The sequence below is a fragment of the Pseudomonas sp. Pdm06 genome (assembly GCF_014851795.1).
In the GTDB taxonomy this organism is placed as follows: Bacteria; Pseudomonadota; Gammaproteobacteria; order Pseudomonadales; family Pseudomonadaceae; genus Aquipseudomonas; species Aquipseudomonas fluorescens_AA.
On sequence record NZ_JACVAH010000017.1, the window covers coordinates 176,943 to 194,797 of the forward strand.

The 17,855-nt window shown below is 63.3% G+C and carries 13 protein-coding genes and 1 pseudogene; 9 read left to right on the top strand and 5 right to left on the bottom strand.

Annotated features, from left to right (window positions below):
- Positions 1-8 precede the first annotated feature (8 nt).
- Positions 9-557, bottom strand: coding sequence for a hypothetical protein (locus IB266_RS24920; protein ID WP_192263085.1), 549 nt, complete (start codon positions 555-557; stop codon positions 9-11).
- 304 nt (positions 558-861) lie between these two features.
- On the opposite strand from IB266_RS24920, the gene IB266_RS24925 reads away from it, so the two are divergent.
- Positions 862-1,167 carry a DUF6388 family protein gene (locus IB266_RS24925; protein ID WP_192263063.1) on the top strand — a complete coding sequence of 102 codons (306 nt, stop codon included), beginning with the start codon at positions 862-864 and terminating at the stop codon, positions 1,165-1,167.
- Positions 1,168-1,205: 38 nt separating this feature from the next.
- On the opposite strand, the gene nadC is transcribed toward IB266_RS24925, so the two are convergent.
- Positions 1,206-2,054, bottom strand: a complete 849-nt coding sequence (gene nadC / locus IB266_RS24930) for a carboxylating nicotinate-nucleotide diphosphorylase (RefSeq protein WP_192263065.1) — start codon at positions 2,052-2,054, stop codon at positions 1,206-1,208.
- Positions 2,055-2,277: 223 nt separating this feature from the next.
- On the opposite strand from nadC, the gene IB266_RS24935 reads away from it, so the two are divergent.
- The 4 genes from IB266_RS24935 to IB266_RS31275 all read left to right on the top strand — a co-directional run bounded on the left by IB266_RS24935 (position 2,278) and on the right by IB266_RS31275 (position 8,221).
- Positions 2,278-4,491, top strand: coding sequence for a DUF1631 domain-containing protein (locus IB266_RS24935; protein ID WP_192263067.1), 2,214 nt, complete (start codon positions 2,278-2,280; stop codon positions 4,489-4,491).
- A 64-nt stretch (positions 4,492-4,555) separates the two neighbouring features.
- Entirely contained in the window at positions 4,556-5,116 is a 561-nt protein-coding gene (gene ampD / locus IB266_RS24940) for a 1,6-anhydro-N-acetylmuramyl-L-alanine amidase AmpD (protein ID WP_192263068.1), read from the top strand.
- Entirely contained in the window at positions 5,113-5,949 is an 837-nt protein-coding gene (gene ampE, locus IB266_RS24945; protein ID WP_192263070.1) for a regulatory signaling modulator protein AmpE, read from the top strand. The genes ampD and ampE overlap by 4 nt, the downstream gene beginning before the upstream one ends.
- A 1,567-nt stretch (positions 5,950-7,516) precedes the next feature.
- The gene (locus tag IB266_RS31275; protein WP_404942926.1) at positions 7,517-8,221 is read left to right on the top strand and encodes a methyl-accepting chemotaxis protein; all 705 of its coding nucleotides are present in this window, start codon (positions 7,517-7,519) and stop codon (positions 8,219-8,221) included.
- Between the two features lie 101 nt (positions 8,222-8,322).
- Here the strand turns inward: IB266_RS31275 and IB266_RS24955 are convergent, their stop codons facing one another.
- Both IB266_RS24955 and cra read right to left on the bottom strand, forming a co-directional pair.
- Entirely contained in the window at positions 8,323-9,099 is a 777-nt protein-coding gene (locus IB266_RS24955; protein WP_192263074.1) for a TatD family hydrolase, read from the bottom strand.
- 20 nt (positions 9,100-9,119) lie between these two features.
- On the bottom strand, positions 9,120-10,115 hold the full coding sequence (cra, locus tag IB266_RS24960) for a catabolite repressor/activator (RefSeq protein ID WP_060739206.1): 996 nt from the start codon (positions 10,113-10,115) through the stop codon (positions 9,120-9,122).
- A 288-nt stretch (positions 10,116-10,403) separates the two neighbouring features.
- Between cra and ptsP the strand changes: the two genes are divergently transcribed.
- From ptsP to IB266_RS24980, 4 genes are all read left to right on the top strand, one after another.
- Entirely contained in the window at positions 10,404-13,268 is a 2,865-nt protein-coding gene (gene ptsP / locus IB266_RS24965; protein WP_192263076.1) for a phosphoenolpyruvate--protein phosphotransferase, read from the top strand.
- Positions 13,268-14,209: a 1-phosphofructokinase gene (gene pfkB / locus IB266_RS24970; RefSeq protein ID WP_192263078.1), complete on the top strand. Its 942-nt coding sequence runs from the start codon at positions 13,268-13,270 to the stop codon at positions 14,207-14,209. Before ptsP ends, pfkB begins: the two co-directional genes overlap by 1 nt.
- A gap of 14 nt (positions 14,210-14,223) precedes the next feature.
- Positions 14,224-15,966, top strand: coding sequence for a PTS fructose-like transporter subunit IIB (locus tag IB266_RS24975; protein ID WP_192263079.1), 1,743 nt, complete (start codon positions 14,224-14,226; stop codon positions 15,964-15,966).
- Positions 15,967-16,168: 202 nt separating this feature from the next.
- The gene (locus IB266_RS24980; RefSeq protein WP_192263081.1) at positions 16,169-17,710 is read left to right on the top strand and encodes an alkaline phosphatase D family protein; all 1,542 of its coding nucleotides are present in this window, start codon (positions 16,169-16,171) and stop codon (positions 17,708-17,710) included.
- A gap of 53 nt (positions 17,711-17,763) precedes the next feature.
- Here IB266_RS24980 and IB266_RS30795 read toward each other — a convergent pair.
- Positions 17,764-17,855 (bottom strand): annotated as a pseudogene (locus IB266_RS30795) (IS110 family transposase); the annotation flags it as partial.

Here is a 17,855-nt window from a genome sequence, read left to right on the forward strand (position 1 = left end):
CCCCCTCGTTATTTCACCTTCCTGCTCAGTTCCTCGACCGTGCGTTTGAGCTGGTCCATCTCTCGATCCTGATCGCTGAGTTCCCGTTTCAGGGACGAAATCTCGCTGTTGCTCGAACTCGAACTGGAGCCGCTATTGCGCTTGAGTTCTTCCACTTGTTTGCCAAGGTCGTTCAGGTCGCGTTCCTGTTCCTTGATGGTGCGCTTGAGCTCGTCAATCTCCTTGCTGCTGGAGGTGGAGCTGGAGCCGCTGTTGCGCTTGAGTTCTTCGATCTGACGAGCTTGCTCGCTGAGGGTGCGCTTTTGGTTTTCCAGTTCGTCAGCATTACTTTTCACGGTTTTCGGCAGGCTTTCCAGGAGGCTGGCGCTGACATCGGTCTTGACGAGCTTGTACTTATCGAACTGGTCATAGTGAAGGGCGGGAATGGCATCGTTGTCAGACGGCCCATCGGAGGAGACTTCAACCGCCGCTTGAGTCACGTCAGTCAAGGTCAGGCTACCAAGCAGCAAAGTCGCGGTGACAAGTTGGATTGACGAGCGTTTCGAAAAGCTGCGCATCACTGGGGTTCCTTGTGAAGTGCCGACATGGCACATGGCTATGACTGGTTATTTTGACAGATGTTCCAAAGCCCACAGCGCTTCTTCTACCCAGGTTTTTTTGTGGGATAGATGTAAAGAACCGTGTAAATCGTCGGCAAAACGTCCTATATTCGTTGCCTGCATGTGCATCGCCCAGCAGTTTTCAGATGATCCCCGAATGGTTCTGAAGGCCAGATAAACCGGGCTTCACACGGTTTTTTGCGTCAGAGAGATCCTTGATGATCCAGATCCATCTTCCATTCCCCAGATCAACGAGAACGCCATGACTGTTAAAGCATTGACCCAGGAAGCCAGGCACGAAGAAGCGCTGAAGAAGTACGTGCTGGATGCGCCCCAGTTGCTGGAAGAGATCAAGGACTTGTCCGCCGACGATCAGAAAGACCAGATCCAATGGGCATTCGAGGACGAGGCCGAAGCCCAGGGGCTGCAACCCTGGGAGTTGACGCTCAAGTACACCAGCACGCCTGAGGAATTCGAGGTGCAGCGCCTTGCGTTGCACAAGGAAGCGGCCGAGGTGCTGGGTGTGGAATGGGATGAGTACTGCGAGATGAACAATCTGGTGGTCTGAAAAAAACGCCAGCCGTTCAAGGCTGGCGTTTTTCGTTGTCAGAGGCTCAAGCGCATCGACAGGTCCACCGCCTTCACATCCTTGGTCATCGCGCCGATCGAGATGTAGTCCACCCCGGTCTCGGCAATCGGGCGCAACGTGCTTTCGTTGATCCCGCCGCTGGCCTCCAGCTTCGCCTTGCCGCCATTGAGGCGCACGGCTTCACGCATGTCGTCCAGGCTCAGTTCGTCGAGCATGATGATGTCGGCGTTGGCCGCCAGCGCTTCGTTCAACTCCGCCAGGCTTTCCACTTCGATTTCCACCGGTTTGCCCGGTGCGATCTTGTGGGCGGCCGCGATGGCCTGGGCGATCCCGCCGCAGGCGGCGATGTGGTTTTCCTTGATCAGGAAAGCGTCGTACAGGCCGATGCGGTGGTTATGGCAGCCACCGCAGGTGACCGCGTACTTCTGGGCCAGGCGCAGGCCGGGCAGGGTCTTGCGGGTGTCCAGCAGCTTGACCTGGGTCCCGGCGACAAAGTCGGCCAGGTAACGGGCCCGCGTGGCGACGCCCGAGAGCATTTGCAGGAAGTTCAGGGCGCTGCGTTCGCCGGTCAGCAGCGAACGGGCCGGGCCCTCCAAGTGGAACAGCGCCTGATTGGGGCTGACCCGGTCGCCGTCGTGCACTTGCCAATGCACCGCGACACGCGGATCCAGTTGCCGGAACACGGCATCGACCCAGGCCGTGCCACTGATGGTCGCCGCGTCGCGGGTGATGATGGTGGCCTTGGCCAGGCGTTCGGCGGGGATCAGTTGCGCGGTGATGTCGCCGCTGCCGATGTCTTCAAGCAACGCACGGCGCACGTTGGCTTCGATTTCGGCGGTCAGATCGGCGAGGCGTAGATTCGGCATAACGGGCTCCACAAACAAAGTGGCCCGATTATAGGGTGTCGAAACCTGCATTTGGTCGCGTCCTCGCAACATTTCCTCATTTTCCCGGTCACTTATTGCGCCGTATTTCGAGCTGGATCACAGAGTGTGCTGGTACGACAGGGTTGTTTTACCCGATAATCCGCCTTTCGATTGACGTCATAGCTTTGACGTTGCGAACCGAAAACCGTTTCAGGAGGCCAGGATGCACAACGACGGGAATGTAGTGCCTTTGCACAAGGTGGCTACCGATCAGGCGAATCGCTCGCCGCTCGCCCGCCTGCCTGTGATTCTGCTTCAGGTTCGCGACAAGGCCGCCCAACAGTTGCGCCTGGGCTTGCAGGGGCTGTTCGATAACGCCGACGACACTTTGTTTGAAATGGCCGACCGGGCGCGCGACGACGTCGAGCAGAACCTGTACTTCGAGGCCATGCGGGACCTGCGCCTGAAGCGCAAAAGCATCGAACGGGAGTTCATCGAGCAGTTTTTCGAGACCTTCGTCAGCCTGGCCCAGTACGACCTGACCCACGCCAGCTTGGCGCCCGCCCTGGCGCCGGACGGCCAGACCCAGCGCTCCCACGATGAGCTGGAACGTCATCTGGCGGTCGAGGCCATGGTCACTCGGGTGCTCAGGCGCGATGGCGTGTCGCTTGAGCAACTGACGGCCCGGCTCGGTGTGCTGTTGGACCGACCGCTGGCCAACCAGTACAACCCCCTGAGCCCGGCACTGCTGTGCGAGAAGTTCCTGCAGGCCGGGCGTAACCTGGGCGTAGGCATCAAGGTCAAGCTGATCCTGCTCAAGCTCTTCGAACGTTATGTGCTCAGCGAGTGCGACCAGCTCTATACCGAGGCCAACCAGTTGCTGGCCGCCACGGGCATCTTGCCGGAGCTCAAGGTGACCCCGGCGCGCCGGGCGTCGGATCGCTCCGAGGATAACCCCAGGCCCAACGCCGAAATCGCTGCCAAGCCCAGCGATGCCGAGGTCGACGACAGCGTGCAGGAAGTGTTCGCCGCCTTGCAGAAGCTGTTGATGCAAGTGCGTGGCAGTGTGGCGCCGACCCTGGAAGCCAGCGCGTCGCCCCAGCCGATCTCGACCCGTGACCTGCTGCGGTTGCTCTCGCATTTGCAGCAGTACGTCCCAGCGCCTGCCGTGCAGGATGAATTCGACCTGCGTAGCCAGCTCGAACAACTGTTGACCCGGGTCAGCGTCAGGAGTGGCAAGTCCCGGGTGGTCGAAGGCGCCGATGAAGACGTGATCAACCTGATCTCGATGATGTTCGAATTCATCCTCGACGACCATAACCTCCCAGACTCCTTCAAGGCCCTGATCGGCCGCCTGCAGATCCCGATGCTCAAGGTCGCGGTGCAGGACAAGAGCTTCTTCAGCCGCGGCAATCATCCGGCCCGGCGGCTGCTGAACGAAATCGCGGCCGCCGCCATGGGCTGGGGCGATTGCGACGATCATCAGCGCGACAGTCTGTATTTGCGCATCGAACAAGTCGTGCAGCGCCTGCTGAATGATTTCGTCGATGACCCGGCGATTTTCTCCGAGCTGCTGGCCGATTTCCTGGCCTTCACCAGTGACGAGCGGCGACGCAGCGAGTTGCTTGAGCAACGTATCCGTGACGCCGAAGAGGGCCGGGCCAAGGCCGAACTGGCGCGCCAGCGCGTCGAAGGGGCGCTGAACCAGGTGATGCTGGGCAAAGTCCTGCCGCAAGCCGTGGTGGAGTTCGTGCAACACGCCTGGAGCCAGGTGTTGCTGCTGACCTGCTTCAAGCACGGCAAGTATTCCGCCGAGTGGCAGGCCGACGTCCTGACCCTGGAGCAATTGATCTGGAGCGTCCAGCCTCACGACGAGCCCGACGCCGGCCTGCGTTTGCTGGCAATGGTGCCGGAGCTGCTCAAGGCCCTGCGTGACGGCCTGAGCCGTTCGGCGTTCGACCCGTTCGCCACCAGCGAGTTTTTCAGTGAGCTGGAAGTCCTGCATGTGCAGGCGCTCGAACGCACGGGCCAGGCAACGGAACAGGCCCCGCCGTTCGATTCGCCGGCGATGGTCGAGGTGCTGGAAAAAATCGTCCTGCGCCCCCCGCAAAAAACGGCGGTGGAGAGCGTGGCGGTGCATTTGCCGGCGGATGATGTCGGCCTGCTGCAAGTCGATCAGTTGCACCTGGGGAGCTGGGTCGAGTTCCAGGAGGACGATGACAATACCCTGCGTTGCAAACTGGCGGCGATCATCGAGGCCACGGGCAAATACGTCTTCGTCAATCGCACCGGCCTCAAGGTGCTGGAGCACAGCCGTACCAGCCTGGCCCTGGAGTTTCGTCGCGGCGCGGCGCGGCTGTTGGACGACACTCTGTTGTTCGACCGGGCGCTGGAGTCGGTGCTGGGCAATCTGCGCCAGCTCAATCGCGGCAAGTGATCGCGCAGCCCGGTCCGATCACGGCATACTGACGGCATTCACCGTCGTCATCGAAGGAACCTGTATGCAGTTGGACTCCGCGAGCGGTTGGTGCGAGGGGGTGCGTCATTGCCCATCGCCCAACTTCAATGGGCGCCCCGAGGGCGAAATTTCCCTGCTGGTGATCCACAACATCAGCCTGCCCCCGGCACAATTCGCCACCGGCAAGGTGCAGGAGTTTTTCCAGAATCGTCTGGATGTCACGGAACATCCCTACTTTGCCGGTATCGCCGACCTGCGGGTTTCTGCGCATTTTCTGATCGAGCGTGACGGCGCCGTGACCCAATTTGTCTCTTGTCTGGACCGTGCGTGGCATGCAGGCGTCTCGTGCTTCGAGGGGCGTGAGACCTGTAACGATTTTTCCCTGGGCATTGAGCTTGAGGGCACGGATGATCTGCCGTTCACCGACGCGCAATATGTCGCATTGGTGGACCTGACCCGGCAGTTGCAAGCGGCGTTCAGGGCGATCACTGTGCAGCGTATCTGCGGGCACAGCGACATCGCACCGGGGCGCAAGACCGATCCGGGACCGGCATTCGACTGGGCGCGCTATCGCGCGGCCCTGATAGAAGGGGAAGGACAATGAGTTTTCTGGTGTTGCTGCTGGCCGTCTGGATCGAGAAATTCTCGGCCTTGCGCCAGCGGGTCCAGCGCGACGGTGGTTGGCTGCTCGAGCTGAGCAAGCTCGAGGCGAGCCCACGGTGGGTCAACCGACCCTGGCTGGTGCTGACGGTAATGGTCCTGTTGCCTGTGGCCCTGCTGGCGCTGCTTTTGTGGGTGCTGGAGCCAGTGGCCTACGGTCTGCTGGCGCTGCCGGTGCATTTGCTGGTGGTGATTTACAGCCTGGGGCGCGGCGATCTGCTGGCCGCCCTCGGGCCGTTTCGCGACGCCTGGCGTCGGGAGGACCTGCAAGCGGCAGCCCATGTGGCCAAGCGCGACCTGGAGATTGAGGCCGATGACGGAGAGCAATTGCTGGAGCGGGTCCAGGGGCATTTGTTGTGGCAGGCCTACCAGAGCTTTTTCGCGGTGATTTTCTGGTACTTCGTGTTGGGCCCGGTCGCGGCCATGAGCTATCGACTGCTGGCGCTGGCCGCCGAGCACAGCCAGAACCCCGGCGTGGCCGAGCGGGCCGCGCAAATGCGCCATGCCTTCGATTGGGTGCCGGTGCGGTTGCTGGCGGCAAGCTTCGCCCTGGTGGGCAATTTCGTCGCGGTCAGCCGGGTCATGCTGCATGAGCTGTTGAACTGGAACATCAGCGCCGCCGACCTCATCGACAAGGTCGGCCTGGTGGCTGGCGAAATCCCCAGGCCCGTCGCCGGGCCGGATGGCATCAATAGCCTGGACCGCCTGTGGGAATTGCTGCTGCGTGCGGCGGTGCTCTGGTATGCCGGGTTTGCGTTGTGGACGGTGTTGGCCTGAGAACAACCAACACATTTCCTTGTGGCGAGGGATTCTGTGGGAGCAAGGCTTGCCCACAAAGCCCTGCTCCTACAGATAAATCCCCTCACCACAGCTGAACCGTGTCAGGCCTTCTCGTTAACCTTAAGTTACAAATCTCCCCGCCGATTTAGGCTATACAGGGACAGCGCCCGAATAGTGGCTTTCTGCTGTCTCCGTGCGCGAGCTCATAACAATAAGAACACTACCGGGAGGCTTCCTTGTGAAGAGTTTGCTCTGGCCCGCCGTCGCGCTGATGAACCGCCTGAGCTTCGGCATGAAGTTCAGCCTGATCAGCGTGCTGTTCCTGCTACCCATGCTGGTGACCAATTTCTTTCTGGTGCGTGATTCCTATCGGGAATTCCAGGGCACCCAAGTGGAGCTGCAAAGCCTCGACCTGCTGGGCAGCAGCCTGGCCCTGCGCCGGGACCTGGAAACCCTCAACAACCTGGTGCAGATCAACGCCAGCCTGGGCCAGTCCGGCAAGGCTGGTGATGTCGAAGCGAAGATCGGCAGCCTGGAGCAACAAGTCCTCGCGCGCCTGCAAGGCATGACCGCCATGGCCATCGAGCCCGAGCAGGTCAGTGCCTTCGAGGCCAAGCGCGACGAGATGATCGCTGCTTTCAAGGCCCAGCAGGCGGAAAGCTCCCTGCAGAGCAAAAGTGCGCTGATCGGCAAGTTGCTCAACAGCGCCCAGATGTTCAGCCAGATCATCGCCAGCCAGGCGGGGCTGAGCCGCGACAACCAGAGCGACATCCGCCAACTCAGCGAATTGATCATCGGTACCACCCCCAAGGTCACCCAGATCCTCGGCGATGGCCGGGCGCTGGGCGCGTCCTCGTTGGGGCTGGGGTTTCTCAATTCGGCATCGAGCACCCGCTTTGACGAGTTGCTGGCGCAGATCGAAAAGCTCCAGGGCGAGTACGACCTGAAACTGCAGGACGCCCTCGGCTCCAGCAAGGCCGCCGGGCAAACCCTTGGCGCCCAGGCCGACGGTAGCAAGAGCAGCCTCAAGAAAGCGTCGGAGCTGATCGAGGAGCAAGTGGTGATGGCCGACACCCTCGATGCACCGTGGCCAGCGTTCTTCGAGCAGGTCAGCGGCCTGATGGAGCAGACGTATCGGCTGAACGAAGCGACCCAGGGTTTTCTCGGTGTGCAGTTGCAGCAGCGGCTTGAGCAGAATCGTAGCCATATGGTGCTGCAGGCCGTGGCATTGGTGGCAGTGTTCCTGTTGATTTTTTACCTGTACGCCGGCTTCTACGCGTCGACCCGCACCACCCTCCAGCACTTGGGCCAGATGATGGACAAAGTGGCGGCGGGGGACATGACGGTCAATTTCGTGGCGCGCAGCAAGGATGAACTGGGCGAATTGGGTGAAGTGTTCAACGGTACGGTGGCGAAGATCCATGACCTGATCGAACAGGTCGGCCGCACCGTCGCGGAAGTCGAACGCCAGGCCGGGCAGGTGGAAACGGTATCGGCCCAGAGCAACCAGGCCGTCGCCGGCCAGCGCAGCCAGATCGAACTGGTGGCCACGGCGATGAACCAGATGTCGGCCACGGCCCAGGAAGTGGCCCGCAGTGCCGCCGCTGCCGTGAGCAGTGCCCACAGCGTGAACGACGAGACCCTCAGCGGGCGCGGGCTGGTGGAGTCGCAGCAGGGCAGCATCGCCCGCTTGGCCAGTGAGATCGATCAGTCGGTGCAGGTGATCAACCAACTGGCGACCGACAGCCAGGCCATCAGCCGCGTGCTGGATGTGATCAAGAGCATCGCCGAGCAGACCAACCTGCTGGCCCTCAATGCCGCCATCGAAGCCGCCCGTGCCGGTGAACAGGGTCGGGGTTTTGCGGTGGTGGCCGATGAAGTGCGGACCCTGGCCAAGCGGACCCAGCAATCGACCGAAGAAATCGAAGCGATGATCACCCGCCTGCACGGCGGTGTCGGTGCCGCCGTCAAGGCGATGGGCACCAGTCATGAGATGGCCAGCGGCACGGTCGGTCAATCGGAACAGGTCCAACAGGCCTTGGAAAATATCCTCGGTGCGGTGGGCATGATCGTCGACCAGAACCAGCAGATCGCCGCCGCCGTGGAGCAGCAGACGGCCGTGGCCCATGACATCGACCAGAACATCGTCGAGATCAACCGCGCCGGCGAACGCACGGCCGAAGGCGCGCACCAGACCGAAAACGCCAGCCGTGAGCTGTCTGCCCAGGTGGTGCAGCTCAAGCAACTGATCAATGCGTTTCGGGTGTAGACCATTGTGGGAGCGAGCTCGCTCGCGATAGCGGAGTGTCAGGCGACCTGTTTTTCGACTGATACACCGCTATCGCGAGCAAGCTCGCTCCCACAGGTTTTTTACCAGTTGAACAAATCGCGGGCGTTGGCGGTGCTGGCCTCGGCCAGTCGCTCGGGTGTCACCGCCATGATCCCGGCCAGCGCCTCGCAAATCGCCGGCAAGTGCGCCGGGCTGTTGCGCTGCCCCGGGAACATCGCTGGGGCCATGTCCGGTGAGTCGGTTTCCAGCACCACCGCATCCAGCGGCAGTTTCGCCAGCACCCGGTGCATGCGCAGGGCCTGAGGCCAGGTCGCCGCACCGCCGAGGCCGAGCTTGAAGCCGAGCTTGAGGTATTCGCGGGCCTCTTCAAAACTGCCGGCGAAGGCATGGATGATCCCCGCCCGGGTGGGGTTGATGCGCTTGAGGGTCGCGATCACGGCGGCATGGCTGCGGCGCACGTGGATCAGTGCCGGCAGTTCGAACTCCACGGCCAGCTCCAGCTGCGCTTCGAACAGCGCTTGCTGGCGGTCACGGTCCAGGGTCTCGATGTAATAGTCCAGGCCGATCTCGCCCACTGCACACAATTGCCGGTGCCCGGCCAGGCGGCTCAGCCAGTCGCGCAACAGCGCCACGTCGTCGGGTCGATGCTGGTCGAGGTACACCGGGTGCAGGCCCAGGGCGGCATGCAGGTCCGGGTCGCTTTGCACCAGGTCCCAGACCCGCTGCCAATTGTCCCGGTACACGCCCAGCACCACCATTTGCCGCACGCCCAAGGCGCGGCTTTCGGCCAGCAGCGCCGGGCGGTCCGCGTCGAAGTCCGGGAAGTCCAGGTGGGTGTGGGTGTCGATCAACTCCATGCATCAATCCTGAGAAAACGTCAGCCCTGGTGGATCCGCTGCTTGAACGTCCGCGCGATGGCCTGCACGCCAGGTTGGTAGTCATCGTTTTCGATGGCTGCCAGGGCCAGTTCCAGGGCCTTGTCGGCAATCAACTGATGTTGTTGGGACATGGCATTGACCGGCAGCGGCAGGAAATCCAGCAACTGCGTGTCACCAAACGTGCCCAGGCGCAATGGCCGCGACTTGAGCGGGAAATCATGCAGGGCGTCGAACACCCCTTGCAGCAGCACATAGGACGTGGTGATCAGCGCATCGGGCAGATGCCCCAGGCGCGCGAGCATTTCATCCATCAACTGACGGCCGCATTCACGGCTGAACGACTCGCCATGCTCGATCAACACCTGGCCCTCGAACCCGGCCAAGGCTTCGCGAAAACCTGCGGCCCGTTCCTGGCTGATGCTCAACTCGGGACGGGCGCCGATCAAGGCGATTTGCCGAGGGTGGGTCTCCAGCAGGCTGCGCGTCAGGTGCAGGCTGGCCTGGCGGTCGTCGCTGATTACCGAGCAGAAATGCGCCGGCTCCATCACTCGGTCGATGGCGATGATCGGAATGCCCTTGGCCTGCAACTGCTGGTAGCTGTCGTCGCCGGCCGGTAGGCAACTGGCGACGATCAGCGCATCGCAGCGCCGGGCGCGGAACAATTGCAACAGTTGCCTTTCACTGTCGGGCGCATCGTCGGAGCTGGCGATCAGCAACTGATAGCCCCGTGCCCGTGCGCCTTGTTCCAGCAACTTGGCGATGCGTGCGTAACTGGGGTTTTCCAGGTCTGGCAGGATGAAGCCCAGGGTGCGGGTGTGTCGGCTGCGCAGCCCGGCGGCCTGGGGGTTGGGCGTGAAGCCGTGTTCCTCGACCACCGCCCGCACCCGTTCGACGGTGGCGCTGCTGATGCGTTGCTGTTCGGCCTTGCCATTGATGACATAGCTGGCGGTGGTTACAGACACACCGGCCAATTGAGCAATATCACTGAGTTTCAACCCGGTTTTCCTTGTTTTTTCGAGTTAGCCCCGAGGATAAGGGCCATCCTACCCGATTCAAGCTGACGGTTACCGCCCAAGCGCTTACGACAAGTTGCACTTCAACGATGAGAGATTATCGAGTAACGTGCCAATCTTTCTAGATTAAACGTTTCAGCAAGCGTATTTTCAAGGCTAGCAGGATTTTTGGCCGTGCTGCCGCGATACCGCCAAAAGCCCTCCTGTAACGCTAAGCTGATTCATTCAAAACAATACCTGGCGCCAACCGGACGCCAAAAAGGAGAAAGCATGCTCGAGCTCACTCTAGAGCAGATATCCATGGCGCAGACGGCTGTGGATAAAGACGCTGCACTGCAACTGCTCGCTGACAAACTGGTGGCCGATGGCCTGGTAGCCGAGGGTTACCTCGCCGGCTTGCAGGCTCGTGAAGCCCAAGGTTCGACCTTTCTTGGCCAAGGTATTGCCATCCCCCACGGCACCCCGCAGACCCGCGACCTGGTCTATTCCACTGGCGTGCGCCTGCTGCAATTCCCCGAAGGCGTGGACTGGGGCGATGGTCAGATTGTCTACCTGGCCATCGGCATCGCCGCCAAGTCCGACGAACACCTGCGCCTGCTGCAACTGCTGACCCGCGCCCTCGGCGAGACGGACCTGGGCCAGGCCTTGCGCCGCGCCGGTTCTGCCGAAGCGCTGCTGAAGCTGCTGCAAGGTGCGCCGCAGGAACTGGCCCTGGATGCCCAGATGATCGGCCTCGGTGTGTCGGCTGACGATTTTGAAGAATTGGTATGGCGCGGCGCCCGCCTGTTGCGCCAGGCCGACTGCGTGAGCAACGGCTTTGCCGGCGTGCTGCAGCAAGTCGATGCGCTGCCCCTGGGCGATGGCTTGTGGTGGCTGCACAGCGAGCAGACCGTCAAGCGCCCGGGCCTGGCGTTCGTCACCCCGGACAAACCCATCCGTTACCTGGGCCAACCGTTGAGCGGACTGTTCTGCCTCGCCAGCCTCGGTGAGGCCCACCAGGCCTTGCTGGAAAGGCTCTGCGCCTTGCTGATCGAAGGCCGCGGCCACGAACTGGGCCGCGCCACCAGCAGCCGCAAGGTGTTGGAAGTGCTTGGCGGCGAATTGCCCGCCGACTGGCCCAGCGCGCGCATCGGCCTGGCCAACGCCCATGGTCTGCATGCACGCCCGGCGAAGATCCTCGCCCAGTTGGCGAAAAGCTTCGACGGCGAAATCCGCGTGCGCATTGTCGACGGCCAAGACAGCGCCGTGTCGGCCAAGAGCTTGAGCAAACTGCTGAGCCTGGGCGCCCGTCGCGGCCAGGTCCTGGAGTTCATCGCCGAACCGAGCATTGCCAACGACGCGTTGCCGGCACTGCTGGCCGCCATCGAAGAGGGCCTGGGCGAAGAGGTCGAACCGCTGCCGCCACCGAGTGCACCACGGGAAACCGTGATGGCCGAGGTCGCGACCGTCATGCTGGCGCCCGAATCCGGCAGCCTGATCCAGGCCGTCGCCGCCGCCCCGGGCATCGCCATCGGCCCGGCCCACATCCAGGTATTGCAGGCCATCGACTATCCGCTGCGCGGTGAATCGGCGGCCATCGAGCGCGAGCGCCTGCAGAACGCCTTGAACCAGGTGCGCCGCGACATCCAGGGCCTGATCGAGCGCGCCAAGGCCAAGGCCATCCGCGAAATCTTCATCACCCACCAGGAAATGCTCGACGACCCGGAACTGACCGACGAAGTCGACACCCGCTTGAAGTTGGGCGAGAGTGCGCAAGCGGCGTGGATGGGCGTGATCGAAGCCGCCGCCAAAGAGCAGGAAGCCTTGCAGGATGCCTTGCTGGCCGAACGGGCCGCCGATCTGCGAGACGTCGGCCGTCGGGTGCTGGCGCAACTGTGTGGCGTCGAAACCCCGAACGAACCCGATCAACCCTACATCCTGGTGATGGACGAAGTCGGCCCGTCCGACGTGGCCCGCCTGGACCCGACCCGTGTGGCGGGGATTCTCACCGCCCGTGGCGGCGCCACCGCCCACAGCGCCATCGTCGCCCGCGCCCTGGGCATTCCGGCGCTGGTGGGCGCTGGTGCGGCGGTATTGCTGCTGGCGCCGGGCACGTCCTTGCTGCTGGATGGCCAGCGCGGTCGCCTGCACGTGGACCCTGACGCCGCTACGTTGCAGCGCGCCAAGGAAGAGCGCGATACCCGCGAACAGCGTCTCAAGGTCGCGGCCGAGCAGCGCCACGAACCGGCGCAGACCCGTGACGGGCATGCCGTGGAAGTGTTCGCCAACATTGGCGAAAGCGCCGGCGTTGCCAGCGCGGTGGAGCAGGGCGCCGAAGGCATTGGCCTGTTGCGCACCGAACTGATTTTCATGGCCCACAGCCAGGCGCCGGACGAAGCGACCCAGGAAGCCGAATACCGCAAGGTGCTCGATGGCCTGGCCGGGCGGCCGCTGGTGGTGCGCACCCTCGATGTGGGCGGCGACAAGCCGCTGCCGTACTGGCCGATCGCGAAAGAAGAAAACCCGTTCCTCGGCGTGCGTGGCATTCGCCTGACTTTGCAGCGCCCGCAAGTCATGGAGGCGCAATTGCGGGCCTTGCTGCGCTCGGCGGACAGCCGTCCACTGCGGATCATGTTCCCGATGGTGGGCAGCGTCGATGAGTGGCGCCAGGCCCGGGCCATGACCGAGCGTCTGCGCCTGGAAATCCCGGTGGCGGACCTGCAACTGGGGATCATGATCGAAGTGCCGTCCGCCGCGTTGCTCGCGCCGGTGCTGGCCAAGGAAGTCGACTTCTTCAGCGTCGGCACCAATGACCTGACGCAATACACCCTGGCCATCGACCGTGGGCATCCGACCCTTTCGGCCCAGGCCGATGGCTTGCACCCGGCAGTGCTGCAACTGATCGACATCACCGTGCGCGCCGCCCATGCCCATGGCAAATGGGTCGGTGTCTGCGGTGAGCTGGCGGCCGATCCGCTGGCGGTGCCGGTGCTGGTGGGCCTGGGCGTGGACGAGCTGAGTGTCTCGGCCCGTAGCATTGCCGAGGTCAAGGCGCGGGTTCGCGAACTGAGCCTGGCGCAAGTACAAACCCTGGCCCAAGCGGCCTTGGCCGTGGGCAGCGCCGATGACGTGCGCGCATTAGTGGAGGCGCTGTAATGGCGAAGATTCTAACCCTGACCCTCAACCCGGCGCTCGACCTCACGGTAGAGTTGGCGCGCCTGGAGCCGGGCCAGGTCAACCGCAGCGACGCCATGCATGCCCACGCCGCAGGCAAGGGCGTGAACGTGGCCCAGGTGTTGGCCGATCTGGGTCATACGCTGACGGTCAGTGGCTTTCTGGGCGAAGACAATGCCCAGGTGTTCGAGACGCTGTTCGCCCAGCGGGGTTTTGTCGATGCCTTTATCCGTGTCCCCGGCGAGACCCGCAGCAATATCAAGCTGGCCGAGCAGGACGGGCGCATCACTGACCTCAACGGGCCGGGCCCGGTGGTCGATGCCGGCGCACAGCAGGCCTTGCTGGCGCGGCTGGAACAGATCGCCCCCGGCCACGACGTGGTCGTGGTGGCGGGCAGCTTGCCCCGGGGCGTCAGCCCGCAGTGGTTGCAGGCATTGATCGCTCGCTTGAAGGCACTCGGTCTGAACGTGGCCCTCGACACCAGTGGCGAAGCCTTGCGCGTTGCCCTGGCGGCGGGGCCGTGGCTGATCAAGCCGAACACCGAGGAACTGGCCGATGCGCTAGGGTGCGAGGTGGTGAGCGAAGCGGCCCAGGCGCAAGCGGCGCAGCGCCTGCATGCCCAGGGTATCGAGCATGTGGTGATTTCCCACGGTGCCGATGGCGTGAACTGGTTCAGCGTCGGTGCGGCGTTGCATGCCTCGCCGCCCAAGGTCAGCGTCGCCAGTACTGTGGGCGCCGGGGATTCGCTGCTGGCGGGCATGCTCCACGGCCTGCTCAGCGCCGACACCCCGGAACAGACACTGCGCACTGCCACGGCCATCGCCGCCATGGCGGTCACGCAGATCGGTTTTGGCATCCACGACACCGCGGTGCTGGCGTCGCTTGAACAGGGCGTGCGCGTGCGCCCCCTGACAGAACAATAAGAGGGTTCGCAAGAATGAAACTAGCCATTGTGACGGCCTGCCCGAACGGCATGGTTACCAGTGTGTTGTGCGCCCGCCTGCTGGACGCCGCGGCGCAGCGCCAGGGTTGGAGTACCAGCGTCGAGGTCCATGACGCGGCCCATCCGGAACGCCAGTTGTCGGCGGCGACCCTTGAAGCGGCGGAGTGGGTGTTGCTGGTCGCCAGCGGCCCGGTGGACCTGTCGCGGTTCGTCGGCAAGCGGGTGTTCCGCAGCACTCCGGCCCTGGCCCTCCAGGACGTTGATTCGGTGCTGCGTCGTGGCGCCGTAGAGGCTGAGGTTCTGGGCGAGGCAGATGCGTCCGCGCAAGCGCCAGCGGCGTCGGCCGAGCGTGCCCCGCGCCTGGTCGCCATCACCGCATGCCCAACAGGTGTTGCCCATACCTTCATGGCCGCCGAGGCCTTGCAGCAGGCGGCGACGAAACTGGGCTACGACCTGCAAGTGGAAACCCAGGGTTCGGTGGGGGCGCGCAATCCGTTGAGCGCCGAGGCCATCGCCGAAGCGGACGTGGTGCTGCTGGCGACCGACATTGAAGTCGCCACCGAGCGGTTTGCCGGCAAGAAGATCTACCGTTGCGGCACGGGCATCGCCTTGAAACAGGCCGAAGCGACGCTGAACAAAGCGCTGGTCGAAGCTCGCCAGGAAAGTGCATCGAGCGGCGCCAGCGCCCCGGCCAAGTCGGAGAAGACCGGCGCCTACAAGCACCTGCTGACGGGCGTGTCGTTCATGCTGCCGATGGTGGTGGCCGGTGGTTTGATGATCGCCTTGTCGTTCGTGTTCGGCATCGAGGCCTTCAAGGAGCCTGGAACCCTGGCGGCCGCGCTGATGCAGATCGGCGGCGAAACCGCGTTCAAATTGATGGTGCCGCTGCTGGCCGGCTACATCGCCTATTCCATCGCCGACCGGCCAGGCCTGGCGCCCGGCATGATCGGCGGGATGCTCGCGAGTACCCTGGGCGCCGGCTTCATTGGCGGGATCATCGCCGGCTTCCTGGCCGGTTACGCGGCCAAGGCGATCAGCCGCTACGCGCGCTTGCCCCAGAGCCTGGAAGCGCTCAAGCCGATCCTGATCATCCCGCTGCTGGCGAGCCTGTTCACCGGTCTGGTGATGATCTACATCGTCGGCAAACCGGTGGCGGGCATGCTCGAAGCCTTGACCCACTTCCTCGACAGCATGGGCACCACCAATGCGATTCTGCTGGGCGTGCTGCTGGGGGCGATGATGTGCGTCGACCTCGGCGGACCGATCAACAAGGCCGCCTATGCGTTTTCGGTGGGGCTGCTGGCTTCGCAGAGTTATGCACCGATGGCCGCGGCCATGGCTGCCGGCATGGTGCCGCCCATTGGCCTGGGCATCGCCACGTTCATCGCCCGGCGCAAATTTGCCCAGACCGAGCGCGAGGCCGGTAAAGCAGCACTGGTGCTGGGACTGTGCTTCATCTCCGAAGGCGCGATCCCGTTCGCGGCCAAGGATCCGCTGCGGGTGATCCCGGCGAGTATCGCCGGCGGTGCGCTGACCGGTGCGCTGTCGATGTACTTCGGCTGCAAGCTCATGGCCCCCCACGGCGGCCTGTTCGTGATGCTGATCCCCAACGCCATCAACCATGCGTTGTTGTACTTGCTGGCGATCGTGGCGGGGAGCCTGCTGACGGCAGTGGCGTACGCGCTGCTCAAGCGGCCTGAGGTGGTGGAGATGGCGTTGGAGCCGGCGAAGGCCTGATCGCTTCTTTGAAGCAATGAAATCCCCCTGTGGGAGCGAGCTTGCTCGCGATAGCGGTGTATCAGTCGACAACTGGGTTGCCTGACACTCCGCCATCGCGAGCAAGCTCGCTCCCACAGTTGGTTTTGGGCGGGCATAAAATCCCTGTCACACCCACTTCACACAGCCATGCTTAAGTTTTCCCATTTCAAGGGAGAACACCATGAGCGAATTCGACCTGGGCCGTCGTCGGGTGATGCAAGCCGTGGGGGCGGGGATATTGTTACCGGGGCTGGCGCCGGCGGTGATGGCGTCGGTCAAGGATCGTCCGGTGCTCACCGACGGTGTGCAGTCTGGCGACTTGCAGGGCGACCGGGCGATGATCTGGAGCTGCAGCGACCGTCCGGCGCGGATGGTGGTGGAGTGGGACACCCGCAGCAAGTTCACCAATCCCCGTCGCTTCGTCTCGCCCATGGCCGACGCCCGCAGTGATTTCACTGCCCGGGTCGAACTCACCGGGCTGCCCCGCGACCAGGCGATTTTCTACCGTGTGCATTTCGAAGACGCCCAAAGCGGGGTTGCCAGCGAACCCTGGCTCGGCCACCTGCGCAGCGTGCCGCAGTTCAAGCGCAACATTCGTTTTGTCTGGAGCGGCGACACCGTCGGCCAGGGTTTCGGAATCAACCCGGACATCGGCGGCATGCGCATCTACGAAGCCATGCGCCTGCGCCTGCCGGATTTCTTTATCCACAGCGGCGACACCATCTACGCCGACGGCCCGGTGCCGGCGCAAATCACCGCCGAGGGTGGGCGCATCTGGCGCAACCTCACCACCGACGCCAAGAGCAAGGTCGCCGAAACCCTGGATGAGTATCGCGGCAACTATCGCTACAACCTGATGGACGAAAACGTACGCCGCTTCAATGCCGAAGTGCCACAGATCTGGCAGTGGGACGACCATGAGGTGGTCAACAACTGGTCGCCGGGCAAGCAACTGGACGAACGTTACCAGACCAAGGATATCCACAGCCTGGTGGGGCGTGCGCGACAGGCCTGGCTGGAATATGCGCCGATGCGCCGGCAGAAGGCCGACGGCGGCGGGCGGATCTACCGCAAGCTCGGTTACGGGCCGCTGCTGGATGTGTTCGTGCTGGACATGCGCAGTTACCGCGAAGCCAACGACGCCAACCTCGGCGCGGCCAAACCGTTTTTGGGGCGTGAGCAATTGAATTGGCTCAAGCGCGAGTTGAAGCAGTCCCGTGCCCAATGGAAAGTCATCGCCGCCGACATGCCCATCGGCCTGGGGGTGCCGGATGGCGAGGTCAGCCCCGGCGTGCCGCGTTGGGAAGCGGTCGCCAACGGTGACCCGGGCGCGGCCCAGGGGCGTGAACTGGAAATCGCCGAACTGTTGGGTTACCTGCGCAAGCATCAGGTGCGCAACTACGTCTGGCTCACCGCCGACGTCCACTATTGCGCCGCCCATCACTACCACCCCGAACACGCCGCGTTCCAGGATTTCGAACCGTTCTGGGAGTTCGTCGCCGGGCCATTGAACGCCGGCAGCTTCGGGCCCAACGCCCTGGACAAGACCTTCGGCCCGGAGGTGGTATTCCAGAAAGCCCCCCCGGCCCAGAACACCTCGCCGTTCGCCGGGTATCAATTCTTTGGCGAGGTGAACATCGATGGGCCGAGCGGGGAGATGAGCGTGGTGTTGCGGGATCTGGAAGGGGTGGCGGTGTTCGAGAAGAAGTTGCAGCCCGTGTGAATGTCAGCCACGCAACGACCCCTGTGGGAGATTCTATGGTTGAGGGGAAGCCCTCAAGCCGCTTTGGGTTGGTATTTGCTTTGCTCTTTCAGCAGAGCGAATACGATCCGAGCAAGCTTGCGAGCCAGCATTACCAACGCCTGAG

What these genes read in the sequence shown, in the direction of transcription:
- pfkB (WP_192263078.1), top strand. Translation starts at nt 13,268, where the DNA reads ATGGCGAAGATTCTAACCCTGACCCTCAACCCGGCGCTCGACCTCACG.
- ampE (WP_192263070.1), top strand. Translation starts at nt 5,113, where the DNA reads ATGAGTTTTCTGGTGTTGCTGCTGGCCGTCTGGATCGAGAAATTCTCG.
- IB266_RS24980 (WP_192263081.1), top strand. Translation starts at nt 16,169, where the DNA reads ATGAGCGAATTCGACCTGGGCCGTCGTCGGGTGATGCAAGCCGTGGGG.
- nadC (WP_192263065.1), bottom strand. Translation starts at nt 2,054, where the DNA reads ATGCCGAATCTACGCCTCGCCGATCTGACCGCCGAAATCGAAGCCAAC.
- IB266_RS24935 (WP_192263067.1), top strand. Translation starts at nt 2,278, where the DNA reads ATGCACAACGACGGGAATGTAGTGCCTTTGCACAAGGTGGCTACCGAT.
- IB266_RS24955 (WP_192263074.1), bottom strand. Translation starts at nt 9,099, where the DNA reads ATGGAGTTGATCGACACCCACACCCACCTGGACTTCCCGGACTTCGAC.
- IB266_RS24920 (WP_192263085.1), bottom strand. Translation starts at nt 557, where the DNA reads ATGCGCAGCTTTTCGAAACGCTCGTCAATCCAACTTGTCACCGCGACT.
- IB266_RS31275 (WP_404942926.1), top strand. Translation starts at nt 7,517, where the DNA reads ATGTCGGCCACGGCCCAGGAAGTGGCCCGCAGTGCCGCCGCTGCCGTG.
- ampD (WP_192263068.1), top strand. Translation starts at nt 4,556, where the DNA reads ATGCAGTTGGACTCCGCGAGCGGTTGGTGCGAGGGGGTGCGTCATTGC.
- IB266_RS24925 (WP_192263063.1), top strand. Translation starts at nt 862, where the DNA reads ATGACTGTTAAAGCATTGACCCAGGAAGCCAGGCACGAAGAAGCGCTG.
- ptsP (WP_192263076.1), top strand. Translation starts at nt 10,404, where the DNA reads ATGCTCGAGCTCACTCTAGAGCAGATATCCATGGCGCAGACGGCTGTG.
- IB266_RS24975 (WP_192263079.1), top strand. Translation starts at nt 14,224, where the DNA reads ATGAAACTAGCCATTGTGACGGCCTGCCCGAACGGCATGGTTACCAGT.